Source organism: Amycolatopsis sp. NPDC049691 (assembly GCF_040675005.1).
Lineage (GTDB): Bacteria > Actinomycetota > Actinomycetes > Mycobacteriales > Pseudonocardiaceae > Amycolatopsis.
This window is the reverse complement of sequence record NZ_JBFANX010000006.1, coordinates 291,908-309,397: the sequence shown is the minus strand read 5'-3', so window position 1 is coordinate 309,397 and position 17,490 is coordinate 291,908. Positions and strand designations below refer to the sequence as shown.

Annotated in this window: 16 protein-coding genes; 12 read left to right on the top strand and 4 right to left on the bottom strand. The window is 72.1% G+C overall.

What is annotated here, in order from left to right; genetic code table 11:
* The first annotated feature begins 36 nt into the window (after window positions 1–36).
* Window positions 37–1,266 (top strand): mannose-6-phosphate isomerase, class I, encoded by a 1,230-nt coding sequence (gene manA, locus AB0J40_RS16575; RefSeq protein ID WP_364453689.1) that lies wholly within the window; start codon window positions 37–39, stop codon window positions 1,264–1,266.
* Between the two features lie 105 nt (window positions 1,267–1,371).
* Window positions 1,372–1,923 carry a hypothetical protein gene (locus AB0J40_RS16570; protein WP_364453267.1) on the top strand — a complete coding sequence of 184 codons (552 nt, stop codon included), beginning with the start codon at window positions 1,372–1,374 and terminating at the stop codon, window positions 1,921–1,923.
* Between the two features lie 144 nt (window positions 1,924–2,067).
* Here AB0J40_RS16570 and AB0J40_RS16565 read toward each other — a convergent pair whose 3' ends face one another.
* Window positions 2,068–4,995, bottom strand: a complete 2,928-nt coding sequence (locus AB0J40_RS16565; RefSeq protein WP_364453264.1) for a BTAD domain-containing putative transcriptional regulator — start codon at window positions 4,993–4,995, stop codon at window positions 2,068–2,070.
* A gap of 155 nt (window positions 4,996–5,150) precedes the next feature.
* Here AB0J40_RS16565 and AB0J40_RS16560 point away from each other — a divergent pair, with 155 nt between their 5' ends.
* The 3 genes from AB0J40_RS16560 (at window position 5,151) to AB0J40_RS16550 (ending at window position 8,639) form a co-directional block, all read left to right on the top strand.
* Window positions 5,151–6,068: a cation diffusion facilitator family transporter gene (locus tag AB0J40_RS16560; protein ID WP_364453261.1), complete on the top strand. Its 918-nt coding sequence runs from the start codon at window positions 5,151–5,153 to the stop codon at window positions 6,066–6,068.
* An 88-nt stretch (window positions 6,069–6,156) separates the two neighbouring features.
* Window positions 6,157–7,683 (top strand): amino acid permease, encoded by a 1,527-nt coding sequence (locus tag AB0J40_RS16555; protein ID WP_364453258.1) that lies wholly within the window; start codon window positions 6,157–6,159, stop codon window positions 7,681–7,683.
* A 263-nt stretch (window positions 7,684–7,946) separates the two neighbouring features.
* Entirely contained in the window at window positions 7,947–8,639 is a 693-nt protein-coding gene (locus AB0J40_RS16550) for an LPXTG cell wall anchor domain-containing protein (RefSeq protein ID WP_364453255.1), read from the top strand.
* A gap of 48 nt (window positions 8,640–8,687) precedes the next feature.
* Here the strand turns inward: AB0J40_RS16550 and AB0J40_RS16545 are convergent, their stop codons facing one another.
* Window positions 8,688–10,946: a hypothetical protein gene (locus AB0J40_RS16545; protein WP_364453686.1), complete on the bottom strand. Its 2,259-nt coding sequence runs from the start codon at window positions 10,944–10,946 to the stop codon at window positions 8,688–8,690.
* 93 nt (window positions 10,947–11,039) lie between these two features.
* Between AB0J40_RS16545 and ahcY the strand changes: the two genes are divergently transcribed.
* The 4 genes from ahcY (at window position 11,040) to AB0J40_RS16525 (ending at window position 13,674) form a co-directional block, all read left to right on the top strand.
* On the top strand, window positions 11,040–12,521 hold the full coding sequence (gene ahcY / locus AB0J40_RS16540) for an adenosylhomocysteinase (RefSeq protein ID WP_364453253.1): 1,482 nt from the start codon (window positions 11,040–11,042) through the stop codon (window positions 12,519–12,521).
* An 82-nt stretch (window positions 12,522–12,603) separates the two neighbouring features.
* Entirely contained in the window at window positions 12,604–12,771 is a 168-nt protein-coding gene (locus tag AB0J40_RS16535; RefSeq protein ID WP_364453250.1) for a hypothetical protein, read from the top strand.
* Window positions 12,768–13,109 (top strand): VOC family protein, encoded by a 342-nt coding sequence (locus tag AB0J40_RS16530; RefSeq protein WP_364453247.1) that lies wholly within the window; start codon window positions 12,768–12,770, stop codon window positions 13,107–13,109. The genes AB0J40_RS16535 and AB0J40_RS16530 overlap by 4 nt, the downstream gene beginning before the upstream one ends.
* Before the next feature lie 133 nt (window positions 13,110–13,242).
* Window positions 13,243–13,674, top strand: coding sequence for a YjdF family protein (locus tag AB0J40_RS16525; protein ID WP_364453244.1), 432 nt, complete (start codon window positions 13,243–13,245; stop codon window positions 13,672–13,674).
* Between the two features lies 1 nt (window position 13,675).
* On the opposite strand, the gene AB0J40_RS16520 is transcribed toward AB0J40_RS16525, so the two are convergent.
* On the bottom strand, window positions 13,676–14,674 hold the full coding sequence (locus AB0J40_RS16520) for a hypothetical protein (RefSeq protein ID WP_003085563.1): 999 nt from the start codon (window positions 14,672–14,674) through the stop codon (window positions 13,676–13,678).
* Between the two features lie 248 nt (window positions 14,675–14,922).
* On the opposite strand from AB0J40_RS16520, the gene AB0J40_RS16515 reads away from it, so the two are divergent.
* From AB0J40_RS16515 to AB0J40_RS16505, 3 genes are all read left to right on the top strand, one after another.
* Entirely contained in the window at window positions 14,923–15,498 is a 576-nt protein-coding gene (locus tag AB0J40_RS16515) for a papain-like cysteine protease family protein (RefSeq protein WP_364453241.1), read from the top strand.
* Window positions 15,495–16,256 carry a hypothetical protein gene (locus AB0J40_RS16510; protein WP_364453238.1) on the top strand — a complete coding sequence of 254 codons (762 nt, stop codon included), beginning with the start codon at window positions 15,495–15,497 and terminating at the stop codon, window positions 16,254–16,256. Before AB0J40_RS16515 ends, AB0J40_RS16510 begins: the two co-directional genes overlap by 4 nt.
* A 70-nt stretch (window positions 16,257–16,326) precedes the next feature.
* Window positions 16,327–16,980 carry a dTMP kinase gene (locus tag AB0J40_RS16505; protein ID WP_364453235.1) on the top strand — a complete coding sequence of 218 codons (654 nt, stop codon included), beginning with the start codon at window positions 16,327–16,329 and terminating at the stop codon, window positions 16,978–16,980.
* 9 nt (window positions 16,981–16,989) lie between these two features.
* Here the strand turns inward: AB0J40_RS16505 and AB0J40_RS16500 are convergent, their stop codons facing one another.
* Window positions 16,990–17,439: a hypothetical protein gene (locus AB0J40_RS16500; RefSeq protein ID WP_364453234.1), complete on the bottom strand. Its 450-nt coding sequence runs from the start codon at window positions 17,437–17,439 to the stop codon at window positions 16,990–16,992.
* Between the last annotated feature and the right edge of the window lie 51 nt (window positions 17,440–17,490).

The window sequence follows — 17,490 nt, the reverse complement described above, 5'->3', positions numbered from 1 at the left end:
CCCGGCCGGCGCCGAAGGAGTGGAGTTGAGGTGACAGTGGAGCTGCTGCGCAACGCGGTGCGGCCCTACGCCTGGGGATCGCGGACGGCGATCCCCGAGCTGCTGGGTCGTCCGGTCCCCGCGCCGCACCCCGAGGCCGAGCTGTGGATGGGTGCCCACCCGGGCGACCCGTCGCACGTCATCGGCCCCGACGGAACCGAGCGGAGCCTGCTCGAGCTGGTGGACGCCGACCCGGTGACGCAGCTCGGCGAGCGGTGCGCGAAGCGGTGGGGCGGGCGGCTGCCGTTCCTGCTGAAGATCCTCGCGGCCGAGGAGCCGCTGTCGATGCAGGCGCACCCGTCGGCGGCGCAGGCCGCGGAGGGGCACGCCCGCGAGGAGAAGCTCGGCATCCCGCGTGACGCGGCCAACCGCAACTACCCGGACCCGACGGCGAAGCCGGAGCTGGTCTGCGCGCTGACGGAGTTCCACGCGCTGGCCGGGTTCCGCGCGCCGGACCGCACGGTGAAGCTGCTGAAGGCGATCGAGACGCCCGGGCTCGCGAAGTACACGGGCCTGCTGGAGGCGCAGCCGGACCCGTCCGGGTTGCGGGCGCTGTTCACGACGTGGATCACGCTGCCGCAGCCGTCGCTCGACTCGCTGTTGCCCGAGGTGCTCGACGCGTGCGTTCGCCACGTCCAGGAGCACGGTGAGTTCGCGGTCGAGTGCCGCACGATCCTGGAACTCGGCGAGGCGCACCCGCGCGATGCGGGCGTGCTGGCGGCGTTGCTGCTGAACCGGCTGACGCTGCGCGCGGGCGAGGCGATCTACCTGCCGGCCGGCAACCTGCACCTCTACCTGCACGGCACGGCCGTGGAGATCCTGGCGAACTCGGACAACATCCTGCGGTGCGGGCTGACGCCGAAGCACGTGGACGTGCCGGAGCTGCTGCGCGTGGTCGACTTCGCGTGCGGCGAGATGCCGGTCCAGTGCGGCGACACGGGCGGCCGGCTTTCGGTGTACCGCACGGACGCGCCGGAGTTCGAGCTGTCGCGCGTCGAGTGGGCGGCGGGCCAGGACGACGAGATCTCGGTCGACAGCGCGGGCCCGCAGATCCTGCTGTGCACGGCGGGCGACCTGCTGGTGACGGCCGACGACGGCGAGAAGGTCGAGCTGCGGCGGGGTCAGTCGGTGTGGCTGCCGGCGGCGGACCCGCCGGTGCACGTCCGCCCGCTGGGCGGCGAACGGGCGCAGCTGTTCCGGGCGACCGCGGGAACCTGCGAGGACTGACTTCCGCGCGGTTCTGTGTGCGTTCCGTGTGGTGCTCTTCTCCACTATCGCTCGCAGGGGTGGTTGTTACACCCCAACGCGTCGATTTTCGAGGAGAACGAGCTTGTGACTTCCTATCCCGATGCCGCGACCGGGCTTCCCCAGCCCGCCCCGGTCGCGGCACCGTCCCGCCCCGGAGCGCTGCTGGCGCTGGTGGGGGTGGCCGTGCTGTCGGCACTGGCGGCGATCGTCGACGGGGTCCTGTACTTCACCGGCGGCCGGGACATGGCGCTCGACGTCGCGGCGGAGACGATCGCGTCGATCACGGGAGCGTCGGCGGACTCGGTCAAGGCCGACGGTGGTGCCTTGCTGCAGGCGGCCTCGGACGAGGTGCTGAGCACGCTCCAGGTCCGCGGCGGGCTGGCCGTCTTCTTCGGCGTGGTGCTCTTGGTGTGGGCGCTGCTGGCGCTGCGGGGAGCGGTGTGGGTGCGCGTGCTGCTGACGCTGGCGGCCCTGGCGAACGCGGGCCTGGCCCTGCGCCTGGCCACGGACGTCGAAGGCGGAACGGCGGCGATCCGCGGAGTGGCGTGGCTGGTGCTGGTGACGGGTCTGGTGGCCGTGGTGCTGTCGTGGCTGCCGCCGGTCAACCGGTACGCGAAGGCCCGCAAGGGTCAGTAGCCCCCTGGGGGTGACGCCGGTCGCGGGGCCCGGCGTCCGTGGGCTTGGGGTGGTGCCGTGAGGGGGCGGCACCACCCCGTTTCGGCAGGCTCTCGGTGAGAACGAGGGGCGCTCACCGGAGGCTGCGTGGTCCGGCGGTGGTTGTCAGGCGGGTTCGGTCAACGCGACCAAGGCCCGCCGCACCACCGCCGCGCTCGCGTCTCGGGGATCCGCCAAACTCTCCGCCTCCGCGGCCGCCTCGACCGCCGCTGCCGAGTCGCCGATCGCTTCGCATGCCCGGGCGAGGACCAGCCAAGTCAACCCCGTCGCCGACCGGCTGCCCATCGCGCGGAACTCCGCCAGGCACCCCCGCAACACGGGGATCGCCTCCTGCGCCCGCCCTTCGCCGATCCAGCTCGCCGCTATCGCGCGGGTGCACGACAACTCCCGGGGCCGCTCGTCGAGGTCGCGAGCCAGCTCCCGGGCCTCCGCGAACGCCGCCGTCGCGTGGGCCCTCGCTCCCGTTGCCGCCGAGATCGCTCCCAGCGTCCGCAACGACTTCGCCAGCGCCGAACGCGCCAACGTGCCGCGCAGCAGCGCCACCGACTCCGCGATCGCCGACGCCGCCTCGCCCTCCGACCCCGTCAGCAGCGACGACCACGCGAAGTCGTGCAACGCCATGCCGATCCGGCGCGGGTCGCCCGTCGACCGGGCCGCCGTCAGGGCCAGCTCGTCGACCTCGTGCGCGTCCGCCACTCGGCCCAGGCGCAGCAGTGCCGCCGATTCCGCCGCCCGGACCGGGTACGCCTCCCGCTGACCGTCCACAGTGAACAGTTCGCGGGCCGCCGCGGCCGTGCGCAACGCCTCTTCCGCGCGGCCCAGCCCGATCAGGCAGTGCGCCAGGTTCGCCGCGACCCACGCGTGGGTACGCCGGTCGCCGGCGGCTTCCAGCTCCTTCGCGCACGAGCGGTACGCGGACGCCGCCTCGAGGTACTGGCCGCGCGCGTGCCGCAGCAGGGCCAGGTGCGCCTCCGCGAGCACCGCCGTCGCGCGGTCGTCCGCGGCCGCCAGCACCGTTTCGTACGCCTCGCGCAGGTCCGCGTAGTGCCCGTGCAAGTACAGGTACACGCCCAGCTTGTCCAGCAGCAGCAACGCTTCCCGGGCGGGCAGCGAGCCGATCAGCCGCACCAGGTTCGCACGCTCGGCCGCGAACCAGTCCTCCGGACGCTCCAGCAGCCGCGACACCAGCGCGTCCGGCAACGGCTGCGGCAACGGCGAGTGCGCCACCGCCGGCATCGGCACCGTGCGCGGCAGCCGGGCCGCGGCCGCGTCGGCGAGCGCGAGCGTCGCCGCCAGCACCGTCGAAGAGCCACCTTCGGCAGCCGGCCCTTCCGCCGCGTACAGCCGGACGAGGTCGTGCATCCGGTACCGGCCCTCGCCGGTCGGGTCCGGTCCACGCGTCTCCAGCAGGCTCGCTTCGACGAGCTCTTCGACCGCTTCGTCGGCGTCCGGGGTGCCGATGAGCGTCGTGACCGCCCACGACGGCAGGTCGACCAGCCGGCACCGCCCCAGCAGCCGGAACGCGCGCCGCGCCGGGGGCCGCAGCCCTTCGTGGCTCAGCGCGATGCTGCTCCGGACGGCCAGGTCGCTGACGGTCAGCTCGTCGAGCCGGCGGACCTCGTCCTCCAGCCGGTCGGCCAGCTCGCCGAGCCGCAGGTGCGGGCGGATGGCCAGCCTGCTGCCCGCGATCCGCAGGGCCAGCGGCAGCCGCGCGCACGCCGCGATGATCCGCTCCGCCTCCGCGCGCTCGCGGGTCACGCGCGCCCCGGCGAGGCGGTTCAGCAGCTCGGCCGCTTCGGCGCCGGACAGCGGGCCGAGCGCCAGCCGGTGCGCGCCGGCCAGCCCGCTCAGCCGCTGCCTGCTGGTGACCAGCACCGCGCAGCCCGGCGTGCCCGGCAGCAGGGCGCGGACGTGCTCGGGGTCGACGGCGTCGTCGAGCACCACCAGCACCCGCCGGTCGGCCAACCTGCCGCGGAACACCGCCGCGCGGGCGCGGACGTCGTCCGGCACCGCCGGGCCGGGCACGCCGAGCGCGCGCAGCAGGTCGGCCAGCACCTCGCCGATGTCACGCCCCAGCGGCACGTACAGCTGACCGTCCGGGAACCGCGTCCGCAGCCGGTGCGCGGCGCGGACGGCCAGGGTGCTCTTGCCCGCGCCCGGTTCGCCGCTGAGCACGGCCACCGGGACGCCGGTGTCGCTGCCCAGCACGCCGGTCAGCTCGGCCAGTTCGGCTTCGCGGCCGGTGAAGTCCGCGATGTCCGGCGGCAGCTGGCACACCGGCCAGACCGGCGGCGGCATGCGCGGCACCGGGTCCTCGCCGCGCAGGACGGCGGCGTGCACGCGGCGGGCTTCGGCGCCCGGTTCGACGCCCAGCTCCTCGATCAGCGTCGTCCGCAGCCGCCGGTAGATCGCCAGCGAGTCGGCCTGCCGCCCGGCCCGGTGCAGCGCGATCATCAGCTGCGCGGCCAGCCGTTCACGCAGCGGGTGCTCGGTGATCATGGCCTGCAGCTCGCCGGTCAGCTCGCCGTGGCGGCCCGCGGTGAGCTCGGCGTCGACGCAGTCCTCGAACACGGCGAGGCGCTCGGACTCCAGCCGCGCGATGTCGGCGTCGAGCCGCGGGACGTGCAGCCCGGCCAGCACCGGCCCGCGCCACTGCGCGAGCGCCCGCCGGTAGTGCCGCGACGCGGTGACGGCGTCCCCGGCCCGCCTTCCGTCCTCGACTGCCGCCCGGAAGACGAGGAGGTCGAGCTCGGCGGGCTCGACGTACAGCCGGTAGCCGAGCGGGCCGTGGTCGACGCGCAGGCCGTCGATCCGCTCGCGCAGCCGCGAGAGGTAGGTGTGCAGGTTCGACGCGTAGGACTTCGGCGGCCGCTCCGGCCACAGCGCTTCGACCAGCACGTCGACGTGGACGTGCTGGTTCGCGTTGAGCAGCAGCACGGCCAGCAGCGTGCGCTGCCGGTCGCCGCGCAGCGTGATCCAGTGCCCCGGCGGCCCCTCGACGGCGAGCGGCCCGAGCACGCCGAAGTGAGCCATGTCCACCTTCCCCAGTGCCGGAGCGGCCACCGTAGCGAAGGGGGCCGACAGAAACCGGCGCTTCGCCGAAGGCGGGCGTCACCCCGAGCACGGCCGCGGCGGCGGCGCCCCATTAGGCTCCACCCGGACATACGGGACCAACCAGGGGAGCGGTCGTGTCAGCTGGAGGCGGAACCAAGGCGATCATCGCCGCACTCGGGGCGAACGCCGGGATCGCGGCCGCGAAGTTCGTCGGCTTCCTCGTCACCGGGTCGTCGTCGATGCTCGCGGAGTCCGTGCACTCGCTGGCCGACACCACGAACCAGGGCCTGCTGCTGCTCGGCCAGAAGACCTCGAAGCGGGCCGCCGACAAGGAACACCCCTTCGGTTACGGCCGCGACCGGTACTTCTACTCCTTCATCGTCGCGCTGATGCTCTTCACCCTCGGCTCGGCCTTCGCGATCTACGAGGGCATCCACAAGGTCGGCCACCCCGAGCCGCTCGACTCGCCGATCGTCGCCGTGATCATCCTCGTCGTCGCCGTCTGCCTGGAGGGCTACAGCTTCTACACCGCCATCGGCGAGTCGAAGAAGATCAAGGGCGACGCGAGCTGGTGGGGCTTCGTCCGCCAGGCCAAGGAGCCCGAGCTGCCGGTGGTCCTGCTGGAGGACGCCGGCGCGCTGATCGGCCTCGTCCTCGCGCTGCTGGGCGTCGGGCTGTCGGTCGTCACCGGAAACCCGGTCTGGGACGGCGTCGGCACCCTCGGGATCGGCGTGCTGCTCGGCGTCATCGCGATCATCCTCATCGTCGAGATGAAGAGCCTGCTCATCGGCGAAGGCGTCACCGAGCCGGTGCTCGCGACGATCGTCGACGAGCTCGCCGCGGGCAAGGTCGAGCGCGTCATCCACATCCGCACCCAGTACCTCGGCCCGGACGAGCTGCTCGTCGCGGCCAAGCTGGCGATGGTGCCCGGCCTCGACACCGCCGAGCTGGCGACGGCCATCGACGACGCCGAAGCCCGCGTCCGCGCCAAGGTGCCGGTCGCGAAGCTGATCTACCTCGAACCGGACCTCGACCGCAGCCTCGCGAAGTAGGGCCGGTCCTTCTCGGCGAGCCGTCACGCGGCTGACCCGATAGGGTGACCTACCGCGATACATGCAGGCCAGCCGCAGGAGGTCAACGGTGCCCGGAACGGGATTGTGGCGCACTAAATCGATCGAACAGTCCATTAAGGACACCGACGAGCCGGACACGAAGCTCCGGCGCAACCTGAGCGCGTGGGACCTCACGGTCTTCGGCGTCGCGGTCGTCATCGGCGCCGGCATCTTCACGCTCACCGCGCGCACCGCCGGTGACTACGCCGGCCCGTCGGTCTCGCTGGCCTTCGTCTTCGCCGCGATCGCCTGCGCGCTGGCGGCGCTGTGCTACGCGGAATTCGCCTCGACCGTGCCCGTCGCGGGCAGCGCGTACACGTTCTCCTACGCCACTTTCGGCGAGTTCATGGCGTGGATCATCGGCTGGGACCTGATCCTCGAGCTCGCCGTCGGCGCGGCCGCGGTGTCGAAGGGCTGGTCGGTCTACCTCGAAACGGTCCTCGGCTACCTCTTCGGCAAGGGCACGAAGACGACGTTCGACATCGGCAGCGTCACCGTCGACTGGGGCGCGCTGCTCGTCGTGGCGATCCTGACGACGCTGCTGGCCGTCGGCACGAAGCTCTCTTCGCGGGTCTCGATGGTGATCACCGGCATCAAGGTCGCCGTCGTGCTGTTCGTGATCATCCTCGGCCTCTTCTACATCAAGGACGCCAACTACTCGCCGTACATCCCGCCGGGCTCGACCGGCGGCTCGGGCGAGACCGGCGTCGACCAGTCGCTGTTCTCGCTCATCGCGGGCGGGGCGAGCAGCTCGTTCGGCGTCTACGGCCTGCTGGCCGGCGCCTCGCTGGTGTTCTTCGCGTTCATCGGCTTCGACATCGTCGCCACCACCGCCGAGGAGACGAAGAACCCGCAGAAGGCGGTCCCGCGCGGGATCATGGGCTCGCTGGCGATCGTGACCGTGCTGTACGTCGCGGTGTCGCTGGTGGTCGTCGGCATGACGTCGTACAAGGACCTGGCCACCTCGGCGGGCGACGGCAGCCACAAGACGCTGGCCACGGCGTTCGCCGCGAACGGTGTCGACTGGGCGGCCAACATCATCTCCTTCGGCGCGCTGGCCGGCCTGACCACCGTCGTCATGGTGCTGATGCTCGGCCAGGTCCGGATCATCTACGCGATGTCGCGCGACGGGCTGATGCCGCGCGGCCTGGCCAAGACCGGCGAGCACGGCACGCCGAAGCGCGCGACGCTGATCGTCGGCGGCCTGGTCGCGCTCGCGGCCGGCTTCTTCCCGGCGGACAAGCTCGAAGAGATGGTCAACGTCGGGACGCTGTTCGCTTTCGTCTTGGTCTCGGCGGGCGTGCTGATCCTGCGCCGGACCCGGCCCGACCTGCCCCGCGCGTTCAAGGTGCCGCTGGTGCCGCTGATCCCGATCCTGGCGATCCTGGCGTGCCTGTGGCTGATGCTGAACCTGACGGTGCTGACCTGGCTGCGGTTCGTCGCCTGGATGGTCGTCGGGGTGCTGATCTACTTCGCCTACAGCCGACGGCACTCGCTGCTCGGCAAGCGCCAGGCCGACGGTCTCGACGAGCCCGTCAAGGCACCCGAAGCCTGACCCGGACTCACTCTTCCGGGTAGCCCCGCCCTCCTGCGTTCGCGCAGGTGGGCGGGGCTTTTTTCGGCGGATCTCGCACCGGACGATCTTGCTGTTCGTGCCTAAAAGGGGACCCCGTGTAGCGGGGGGAGTGACGTGCGATACCTTTCGATCCTTCGCACACCTCTGACGGGTGAATTACAGCAGTGTGATTCACACCCTCGGTGGTATCGCGGACCCCGAATTTCGCAAGTGCTCTCTCCCCGCCGGTACAGGAGTTCTGAATGCGCAGACGTACCTTCCGCGGCGCCGTCGCGATCATGGCGCTGACCACCGCCGCCCTCATCGGCACCGCCGGCTCCGCGCTGGCGTGCGTCCCCGGTGACGACCGTGCCGAAGGCACCGTCGGCAACGCCACCAAGTGCGCCGACATCGGTCTGGGCAAGGCCATCGACGTGAGCGACCTCCTCGAGGTCGACGGTGGCACGAACAAGGACCAGTACCTGACCGTCAAGAGCGTCCCGAAGGGCGTCACGGTCGCCGCGATCGTGGTCAAGGGCGGCAACGAGTACAACACCTACCGGCCGGGCAAGAAGGGCCTCTCGGCGACGCCGCCGTGGGAGAAGCTGCACGCCCCGATGGTCGGCAAGAACTTCCAGAACGTGCCGGCGATCAGCCACTGGTTCGCCTGCGGCAGCAAGACGGAGACCCCGCCGGAGTCCACCGTCACGACGAAGCCGACCAAGCCGACCGAGACCACGAAGCCGAGCGCTCCGGCCTCCTCGGAGACCACGGTCGCGCCGACCAGCACCACGGGTGCGGCCGTCGTGCCGGCGGGCAACGAGTCCGGCACCGGCGGTGGCCTGGCCAACACCGGTTTCGACAACATGTGGCTCGTCTGGATCGCGGCCCTGCTGATCCTCGGCGGCGGCGGCCTGCTCGCGCTGCTGAAGTTCCGTCGCAAGGCTTCCGAGTGAAGCTGAGCTAGCTCGCGGTCGAAGGCCCCTCGCTCCGGCGAGGGGCCTTCACTGTTTCGCGGGGAAGTCCCCGAAGAGCAGGCCCTGCTCGCCGCCGGAGGGCTTGCCGAGCCCGGCCGCCATCGCGACGGCGTGGTCCCACTCCGCGTCGACCACGTAGTCCTGGTGCTTCAGGACGCCGGGCGCCCAGCGGTGCCGCCCGGTCGGGCCGCGCAACGGGTCCGGCAACCAGTGGTCGCCGCCGAGGATGAGGACGCCGTTCCCGTCGGCCCGCGCCTTCAGCGGCCCGGAGCCGCCCTCGGGCTGGAACCCGACGCCGAAGAGCTGCCGGTCGGAGACCTCGTGGCGCCACGTCGTCACGCCGCCGCCGAAGATGTCGGTGCCGCGGCACAGGGCCCGCCACCGGCCGTCGAGGTCGGCGAAGAGCGTCTCGAGCGCTTCCTGGGGGAGCAGGGCCGGGAAAGCGCGCTGGTAGCCCCACTGCAGCGGCGAACCCGCGGTGAGCACGCCGACGCGTTCGAGGTCGGCCGCGGGCAGCTCGGCCGCGAGCCGTGCGGCGGCCATGACCGTCAGCAGGCTGCCGAGGTTGTAGCCCGAGAGCACCACCCGCGTTCCGGGTTCGGCGAGGTGCTCGCGCGCCCGCGCGGCCAGTTCCGGGACGACCTTCAGCGCGTAGCAGGGCGGCACGGTGGGGTGCGCGGCCCGCGGCCAGAAGCAGACGAGGTCGGCCAGCGCCCCGAGGTGCCGGCTGCGCTGCGGCGTCCGCGCGGCCGTGTAGACGACGCGCAGCAGGCCCGCGGCCAGCGCGCCGAGCGCGACCACGCCGATCGCCGACAGCGGCCCGAACCAGCCGGGGACCAGCCCGAACCCGAACCGCAGCACCAGCAGCGCCGCGCCGCCCGCCGACATCGCGCTCGCGACCGTCAGCGCCAGGTGGTGCAGGTGCCGCCGTTCCCACGCCGAACGTGCCCACGCCGCCGCGGCCTGGGCCTCCTGGCGCTCGTCGTGCTCCATCAGCGTGACGATCTCCGGGACGCCCCGCCGCAGCCGGCGCAGCGGGACGGCGACCGCGAACCCCAGCACGCCGAGCACCGCGGCCAGCGCCAGCCCGGCGCCCCACAGCACGGTGACCAGCAGGTACGTGTCCGGCACCTGCAGGAGCCCGGCCCCGGAAAGCCGTCGCACGGCTTCGGCGAGGCCCGCGCCGAACCCGCCGCCGAGCAGCCCGGCCAGCGCGAGCACCGGCGCGGCCGCCCAGCCGCCCAGCCACGGCCGCAGCCGGCGCGGCTTGTGCGCCCAGCCGGGCCGGGCCAGCAGCGCGGCCGGGAGCAGGAACAGCGCGAATAGGACCGTGACGGCGACCAGGCCCGCGCCGAGCCCTTCGACCACGCCGTTGGTCCCCGGCAGCGGGCCGGCGCCGGGCCGCAGCCGGACCGCGGCCAGGACGACGAGCACCACGGCCAGCCCGATGACGGCGGGCCGGGCGAACCGCCCGGTGTCGACGCCGATCGCGGCGGCGACGATCGTCGCGACGACCAGCGCCAGCGTCACGATCCAGACGACGAGGTCGAAGCCGTTCCCCGGCACCCGGAACGGCCCGCCGAGCAGCAGCAGGGCGACCGAGGCCAGCGCGGCGACCGTGTGCAGGCAGCGCAGCGCCGGCGTCTCGGGGTCGGCACGCATCCGCAGCGGCCCCTCGGTGAGGTCGCCGTCGGCGTGCACCGCCCAGGTCGCGCTCGAGATCCGGTGCAGGACGAAGATCACCACCAGCAGGGGGAGCACGCCGACCGCGATCCGCGCGGGCACCGAGCGGAGGACGTCGGGGACCGCGGGCAGGCAGCCCGACCCCGGCGCGAGGCACTGCGCGGCGACCAGGTCGAGCGCGATCGTCGCGAGCTGGCCCATCAGCAGCATGGTCAGCAGCAGGGCGCCCACCCGCAGCAGGCCGCGGCACACGGCGCCGAGCCCGCGCGCGAGCCGGCGTCCCGGCGGGGCGGGCGGCAGCATCCAGAACGCGACGTTGGCCAGGGAGAACGGGAACAGCAGCGCCCAGGTGGCCTTCGCGGCGCCCCCGGACGTCATGCCGCTCCAGAGGTAGCCTTCGAGCGTCCGGGGGATCGACCGGCCCAGCGCCGGCAGCACGGGCCCGGGCGCCGGCCGCCGCAGCCGGTCCGCCGGGCGGATCACCCGGCCCAGCCCGTCGCCGGCGACGTCGACGGTCGAAACCGCGTCGAGCAGCGTCTCCCCGCTGGTGCCGACCAGGCCGGCGACGCGGATTTCGACGACGCGGGTGTCCGGGCCGGGCATGGGCACGGTGCAGGCCTCCTACGCGATCCTAGGGAAGGTCGAGCGGACAACGGTAGTGTTCGGACGTCATCGAGTCTTGGAGGAATCGCCACTATGACCCCCGAAAGCGTTGCCAAGCGGCACCAGACCCGCGGCGGCATCGAGTTCGCCGTCGCCGACCTCGACGCCGCCGAGTTCGGCCGCAAGGAGATCCGCCTCGCCGAGCACGAGATGCCGGGGCTGATGGCGCTGCGGCGCGAATACGCGGAGGTCTACCCGCTGCGCGGCGCGCGGGTCTCCGGCTCGCTGCACATGACGGTGCAGACGGCCGTCCTGATCGAGACGCTGGTCGCGCTGGGCGCCGAGGTGCGCTGGGCGTCCTGCAACATCTTCTCGACGCAGGACCACGCGGCGGCCGCGGTCGTCGTCGGCCCGCACGGCACGCCCGAGGAGCCCAAGGGCGTCCCGGTCTTCGCGTGGAAGGGCGAGTCGCTCGAGGAGTACTGGTGGTGCACCGAGCGGATGCTCACCTGGGACGACAGTGGTGAACTCGGCCCGAACATGATCCTCGACGACGGCGGCGACGCCACCATGCTGGTGCACAAGGGCACCGAGTTCGAGAAGGCCGGCGTCGTGCCGACCCCGGACGAGAACACCTCGGACGAGTTCAAGGTGTTCCTCGAGCTGCTGCGCGAGTCGGTGGCGGCCGACAAGAGCAAGTGGACCAAGATCGGCGAGGGCATCCGCGGCGTCACCGAGGAGACGACCACCGGCGTCCTGCGGCTCTACCAGCTGGCCGCGGCCGGTGAGCTGCTGTTCCCGGCGATCAACGTCAACGACGCGGTGACGAAGTCGAAGTTCGACAACCGCTACGGCATCCGCCACTCCCTGATCGACGGCATCAACCGCGGCACCGACGTCCTGATCGGCGGCAAGGTCGCGGTGGTCTGCGGCTACGGCGACGTGGGCAAGGGCGCGGCGGAGTCCCTCCGCGGCCAGGGCGCCCGCGTGATCGTCACGGAGATCGACCCGATCTGCGCGCTGCAGGCGGCGATGGACGGCTACCAGGTCCGCACACTGGAGAACGCGCTGCCCGAGGCCGACATCGTCATCACGACGACCGGCAACAAGGACGTCGTGCTGGTCGAGCACATGGCGAAGATGAAGCACCAGGCGATCCTGGGCAACATCGGCCACTTCGACAACGAGCTCGACATGGCGGGCCTCGCGCGTTACCCGGGCATCCGCAAGATCAACATCAAGCCGCAGGTCGACGAGTGGGTGTTCCCGAACGGCAACACGATCATCGTGCTGTCCGAGGGCCGGCTGCTCAACCTGGGCAACGCGACCGGGCACCCGTCGTTCGTGATGTCGAACAGCTTCTCCAACCAGGTGATCGCGCAGATCGAGCTGTTCACCAAGTACGAGGAGTACGACAAGGAGGTCTTCCGGCTGCCCAAGAAGCTGGACGAGAAGGTCGCGAAGATCCACCTCCAGGCTCTTGGCGGTGAGCTGACGAAGCTGACCAAGGAGCAGGCCGAGTACATCGATGTGGATGTCGAGGGGCCGTTCAAGCCGGAGCACTACCGGTACTGAGGTTCTTGCTGGTCAGGGGCCGCCTCGAAAGTGTTCGGGGCGGCCCCTCTGTTCCACACTTGGGACAGCCGAACAAGCAGGTATGGACGATGAGGCTGTCGAACGACGAAACCGGCTGGTCGCGGAAGGCAAGCTGCTCACCTACGAACCGGAGGGCCGGGTGCTGAGTCTCGACGAACTCGAAGAGCTGTCCCGCGGCTGGGGCACCGCGGTCAGTGAGGCGCTGGACTGGACCCGGGGCGAACGGTGAGCGTCGACCTCTTCGCCGGCATCGCCGTCCGCGACTACTCCGGCGCGCTCGCCTGGTACGAACGCCTCTTCGGCACCCCGCCGACCTACGTCGTCAGCGATACCGAAGCCCTCTGGGAAGTCACCCCGCACGGCTCCGTCGTCGTCGAGCTGCGGCCGGACCGCGCCGGGCGCGCCTTCCACACCCTCTTCGTCGACGATCTCGACGAGCGCGTCGAGGCCATCTCCGCGCGGGGCATCGAACCCGTCGACCGCGAAACCTACGGCAACGGTGTGCGCAAGATCATCTACCACGATCCCGAGGGAAACGAACTCGGCATCGGCGGCGGACCCGCGTAACCTCGAGCACGTTCTTGGCTTCACGAACCTCACGGCCCGGTAGGTAGTCCGGGCGGCCCCGCGAAAGGGCTCGTTGTCCCGAGCAAGGGAAACCGGTGGCGCCAGGCTGATCCGTCACGCCTGGAGGTTCCCGATGCGCGGGGTGTTTACGCTGTTCCACGACGGCCGGTTCTGGGTCGGCGTCTACGAAATCCACGAAGACGGCCTGGTCCGGGCCGCGCGGCACATCTTCGGTGCCGAGCCGAACAACGCCGAGCTGGCCGCCTTCGCCGCCGGGCGTGACTTCGTCCGCCTCGCCGACGAAGCGCGCAAGGCCCCGCCGGTGCCGGCCGAGCAACGGCCGACCGCGCGGGCGCGGCTCAACGCCAAGCGCCTCGCGAAGCTGGCGAAGAAAGCTCAGGACGACGCCGGTATCGGCACGGCAGCCCAGCGCGCGCTGAAGGAAGCCGTCGCCGAACAAACCGGCGTCAACAAGGCCGCTCGCAAACGCCGGGCCGCGGCCGAGGCGGCGCGGCGCCGGACCCTCGTCAAGGCCAAGTCGCGGGCCAAGCACCGCGGGCGCTGACTCAGTTCCACTCCACCGCGACGCCGGCCAAACCCGGGCCGGCGTCGCTGAAGAACGCGCTGCTCACGCCGCCCATGTCGCACGCCAGCTCCTCCGCCACCACCGGCAGGGCGTCGTCGCGCGCCCGGACCTGGCGCGTGCACCGCGCCGGCAGCGCGTTGCGGTCGAAGCGCAGCTGGACCAGGTAGCTCGCGCACCGGTCGCGCAGCATCCGGTAGTACCCCGGCGACGCCGATCCCGAATCGTCGCGGACCTCGAAGCAGAACACGTGGATGTCGCCCTCGGCGAGCTTGCGGTCGAACAGCAGCTCCGTCGCCATCGTGTCCGCGTCCGGGTTGCGGCGCATCCGGCCCACCCGGCAGCCCTCGTCGGTGATCAGCTCGACGTCGTCGATCCGGCAGCCCGGATCGCCGTTGTACACCGTCAGGTACCGGTCGGGGCCGTGCCGGCGCGCCCGCGTCACCAGCCGCGTGCGCAGGCTGACCTGGCGGTGCTCGGCGTCGAACGTGATCGTGTCGTGCACCGACAGCAGCTCGAGGTCGGCGTTGTAGTGGTTCGACGACGGGTACGCGCCGAGCTCGGCCAGCAGGTCCTCGACGATCGACCCCATGTCACCGGAACGCAGGTCGTGGAACGACGCCGCCGGCTGGTGGCCGCGGCGGACCAGGCGCGGCCCGATCAGCACCACCAGCGCGTCCGCGGGCAGCTGGAGGACCGATTCCAGGGCCCGGACCGCCGGCAGCGCCTTCGGCACCTCGGGCTGGCGCAGCCCGCGCTGCCAGTAACTCAGCGTGGACTGTCCGATTTGGACCCCGCGGAGCGCGAGGTGCGCGCGCAACCGGGCGAGCGAGAGGCCGCGGTAGGCGATCGCCAGCCGCAGGGCGTGGTGGAACTCGCCGGTGCGGAGCGCCTCGGTCAGCTCTTTGGGCAGTTCGGCGACCGATGCCCGGGTCGTGCGGGCGCCATCGATGATCAGTGGGAGGTTCCCGTCTTGTGCCACCGCTCGTCCCTTCACCCGACCAGTGTGTGCGCTGGGCGTGAACACCGCGGAACGTTCACGTTAGCAGCGTAGAGTGCCCACGCCGACCCCCGTTCAGGGTGGTTGGCCTCGTTGTGGTGACTGTTCCGCGTTCCGGCTATGACCCGGAACGGTCCGTTCCGCCGGATGGCGTTCTTGCTCCTTGTGACCGCGTTGTTCACCGTTGTGACCACCGCTGGTTCGCCCCACGTTCGAGCAGGAGGCCGTCCGTGCTGGTGAAGTCGAGTCGGGTCCACGCCGTTCTGGCCGTGAGCCTGATGTTGTGCCTGGTCGCGCCGGTCACCGCCGGAGCCGCGCCCGGAGTGCCGTCGACCTACCGGACCCAGCTCACCATCCAGGCCCAGCAGCGGACCCAGTGGTGCTGGGCCGCCGCCGGCGCCGCCATCGCGGCCGCCCACGGCGTCGCCGTCGACCAGGCGAAGTTCTGTCAGCTCGCGCACGGTGAGACCGGCGGGGACTGCGCGAACCTGCCCGGCACCCTCGCCGGCCCGCAGCGCGCCTTCGCCCGGCTCGGGTTCGCCTCGCCCGGCCGCTACCTCGACCGGCGCATCTCCTACGCCGACGTCCGGACGCAGACCGCGGCGAACCGGCCGGTCGAAACCCGCGTCGGCTACCGCTCGGGTGGCGGCCACGCGCACGTCCTCTACGGCTACGACACCCGCGGGAACTGGGTGTTCTGGGGTGATCCGGGGCCGGCCAAGCGCTACAACTGGTCGACCTACGGCTACTACACCCACAACTCGTCGTTCACCTGGACGCACACGCTCACCGGGATCGCCCGATGAGCAGGCGGGTGCTGGTTCTCGCCGTGCTGACCGGCGCGGCGCTGCTGATGACGGCTCCGGTGTCAGGCGCGGCCCAGGCCGCCGGCATCAGCAGCGCCGACGCCGTGGCCGCGCACACCGCGGCCGCCGCGCCCGGTCTCCAGGACACGTTGGTGCGGTTCTTCGCGCAGGCTCCGGACGCGCACGGCCCCGTCTCGGTCGAGGTCACGCCGGACGCCTACCCGGTCTACGAGCTGTCGCCGGACTTCGTCGCGGGCAAGCCGGGTGCCGCGCCGGGTGACTTCGCCTACTTCGCCGTTCCCGTCCGCGCGTCCGACGGCCGGACCGCGACGCTCTGGTCGGTCCGCGGCGACGACGGCGCCTGGCAGGTCGGCAACATCGCCTCCGGTGACGTCGAAGGCCGCTACGCCCGCGCGTTGCCCGCCGGTGCCCAGCTGCTGCACGAACCGCAGGTCGACGCGTGGTTCGCGGTGCAGGACGGCCGGCTGACGTCGCTCTCGGAGCGCAAGACCGTCACCGTCGCCGACTACCAGCACACGGTCTCGCTGCGGTACGCCGACAAGCTCCTCGGTTCGGACTACGCCCGCGAAGGCGAGGCCGGCGGCTACGACTCGACGTCGCAGGTGATGCCCCGCGGCGACGGCGGCCCGGCCCCGTCCGGCCACGACACCGGCTGGGTGCCGCTGCTGATCCTGGCCGGCGTCCTGGCCGTCAGCGGTCTCGGCTACGTGTTGCACCTGCGGCGGATCTCCGCCTGAAGACGAACCGGCGGGCTCGGCGTCGATCCCCTTCCACCGAGCCCGCCGGTCCACCAACGGCACCGTTACTGTGACCTCCGTGGGTCGACTGGTGGTCATCGAAGGGCTCGACGGCGCGGGCAAGCGCACGCTCGCCGACGGGCTGACGGCGCAGCTGCGCGCGAAGGGCGCGAGCGTCGCGTCGCTGGCGTTCCCGCGCTACGGCAAGAGCGTGCACGCGGACCTCGTCAAGGAAGCGCTGCACCGCGGGCACGGCGACCTCGCCGACTCGGTCTACGGCATGGCCGTGCTCTACGCGCTCGACCGCAGCGGCGCGGCGGACGACATCCGCGCGCTGCGGGACACCCACGACGTCGTCCTGCTCGACCGCTATGTCGCGTCGAACGCGGCGTACGCGGCCGCGCGGCTGCGGCAGGACGCGAGCGGCGAAGTCGTGAAATGGGTGTGGGAGCTGGAGGTCGACCGCTTCGGCCTGCCACGGCCGGACGCGCACCTGCTGCTGCGGGTCGCGCCCGCCGTGGCGGCCGAGCGGGCCGAGCGCCGCGCGGAAGCGGAGACCGACCGCGAGCGCGACGCCTTCGAGACCGACGACGGCCTGCAGCGGCGGTGCGCGGCGGTGTACGACGAGCTGGCGGCGTCCGGCTGGCTGGCGCCGTGGCACGTCCTGGACGGTGTCGCGGGCGTCGATCTCGAAGCCCTGGCGACGACGCTGCTGGGGCAGTAGCCCGGGAGGTCAGCCGCGGGCGAACTCCATGACCCAGTTGGCTTCCCAGGTCCGGCCGCCGTCGGCGGAGAACTCCTGTTCCCAGCGGGGCGTGGCCGTCTCGGTGCCGGTCCACGCGTAGTGCACCTTGATCGGCGCGCCTTCGTGGGTGTCGTCGCCGTAGAAGTCGCCGCGGCCGCCGGCGAAGGCGCCGACGACCGGCGGCTGGAGCACCCCGGTGCGGCTGTTGGCCCAGTACAGCGACCACTCCGCGCGCTCGACGTCGAAGAGCCGGAAGGTGCAGCCGCGGCTGCCGAGGGTCGGGAAGACGATCTCGTCCACGTTGCCGCCGCCCTCGAACAGCGACCAGCAGGTCGAGGTGCCGGGGAAGACGTCCCAGTCGTCGCTGCCGGAGAGCGGCTTGGCGAGCCGCCGGTTGGTCACGGTCCAGGAGCCGATGAAGAAGTCGAAGTCGTTCATGCCGGTGATCCTCGGGCGCCACCACTGACACCTTTTGTCAGTGGTGGCCGG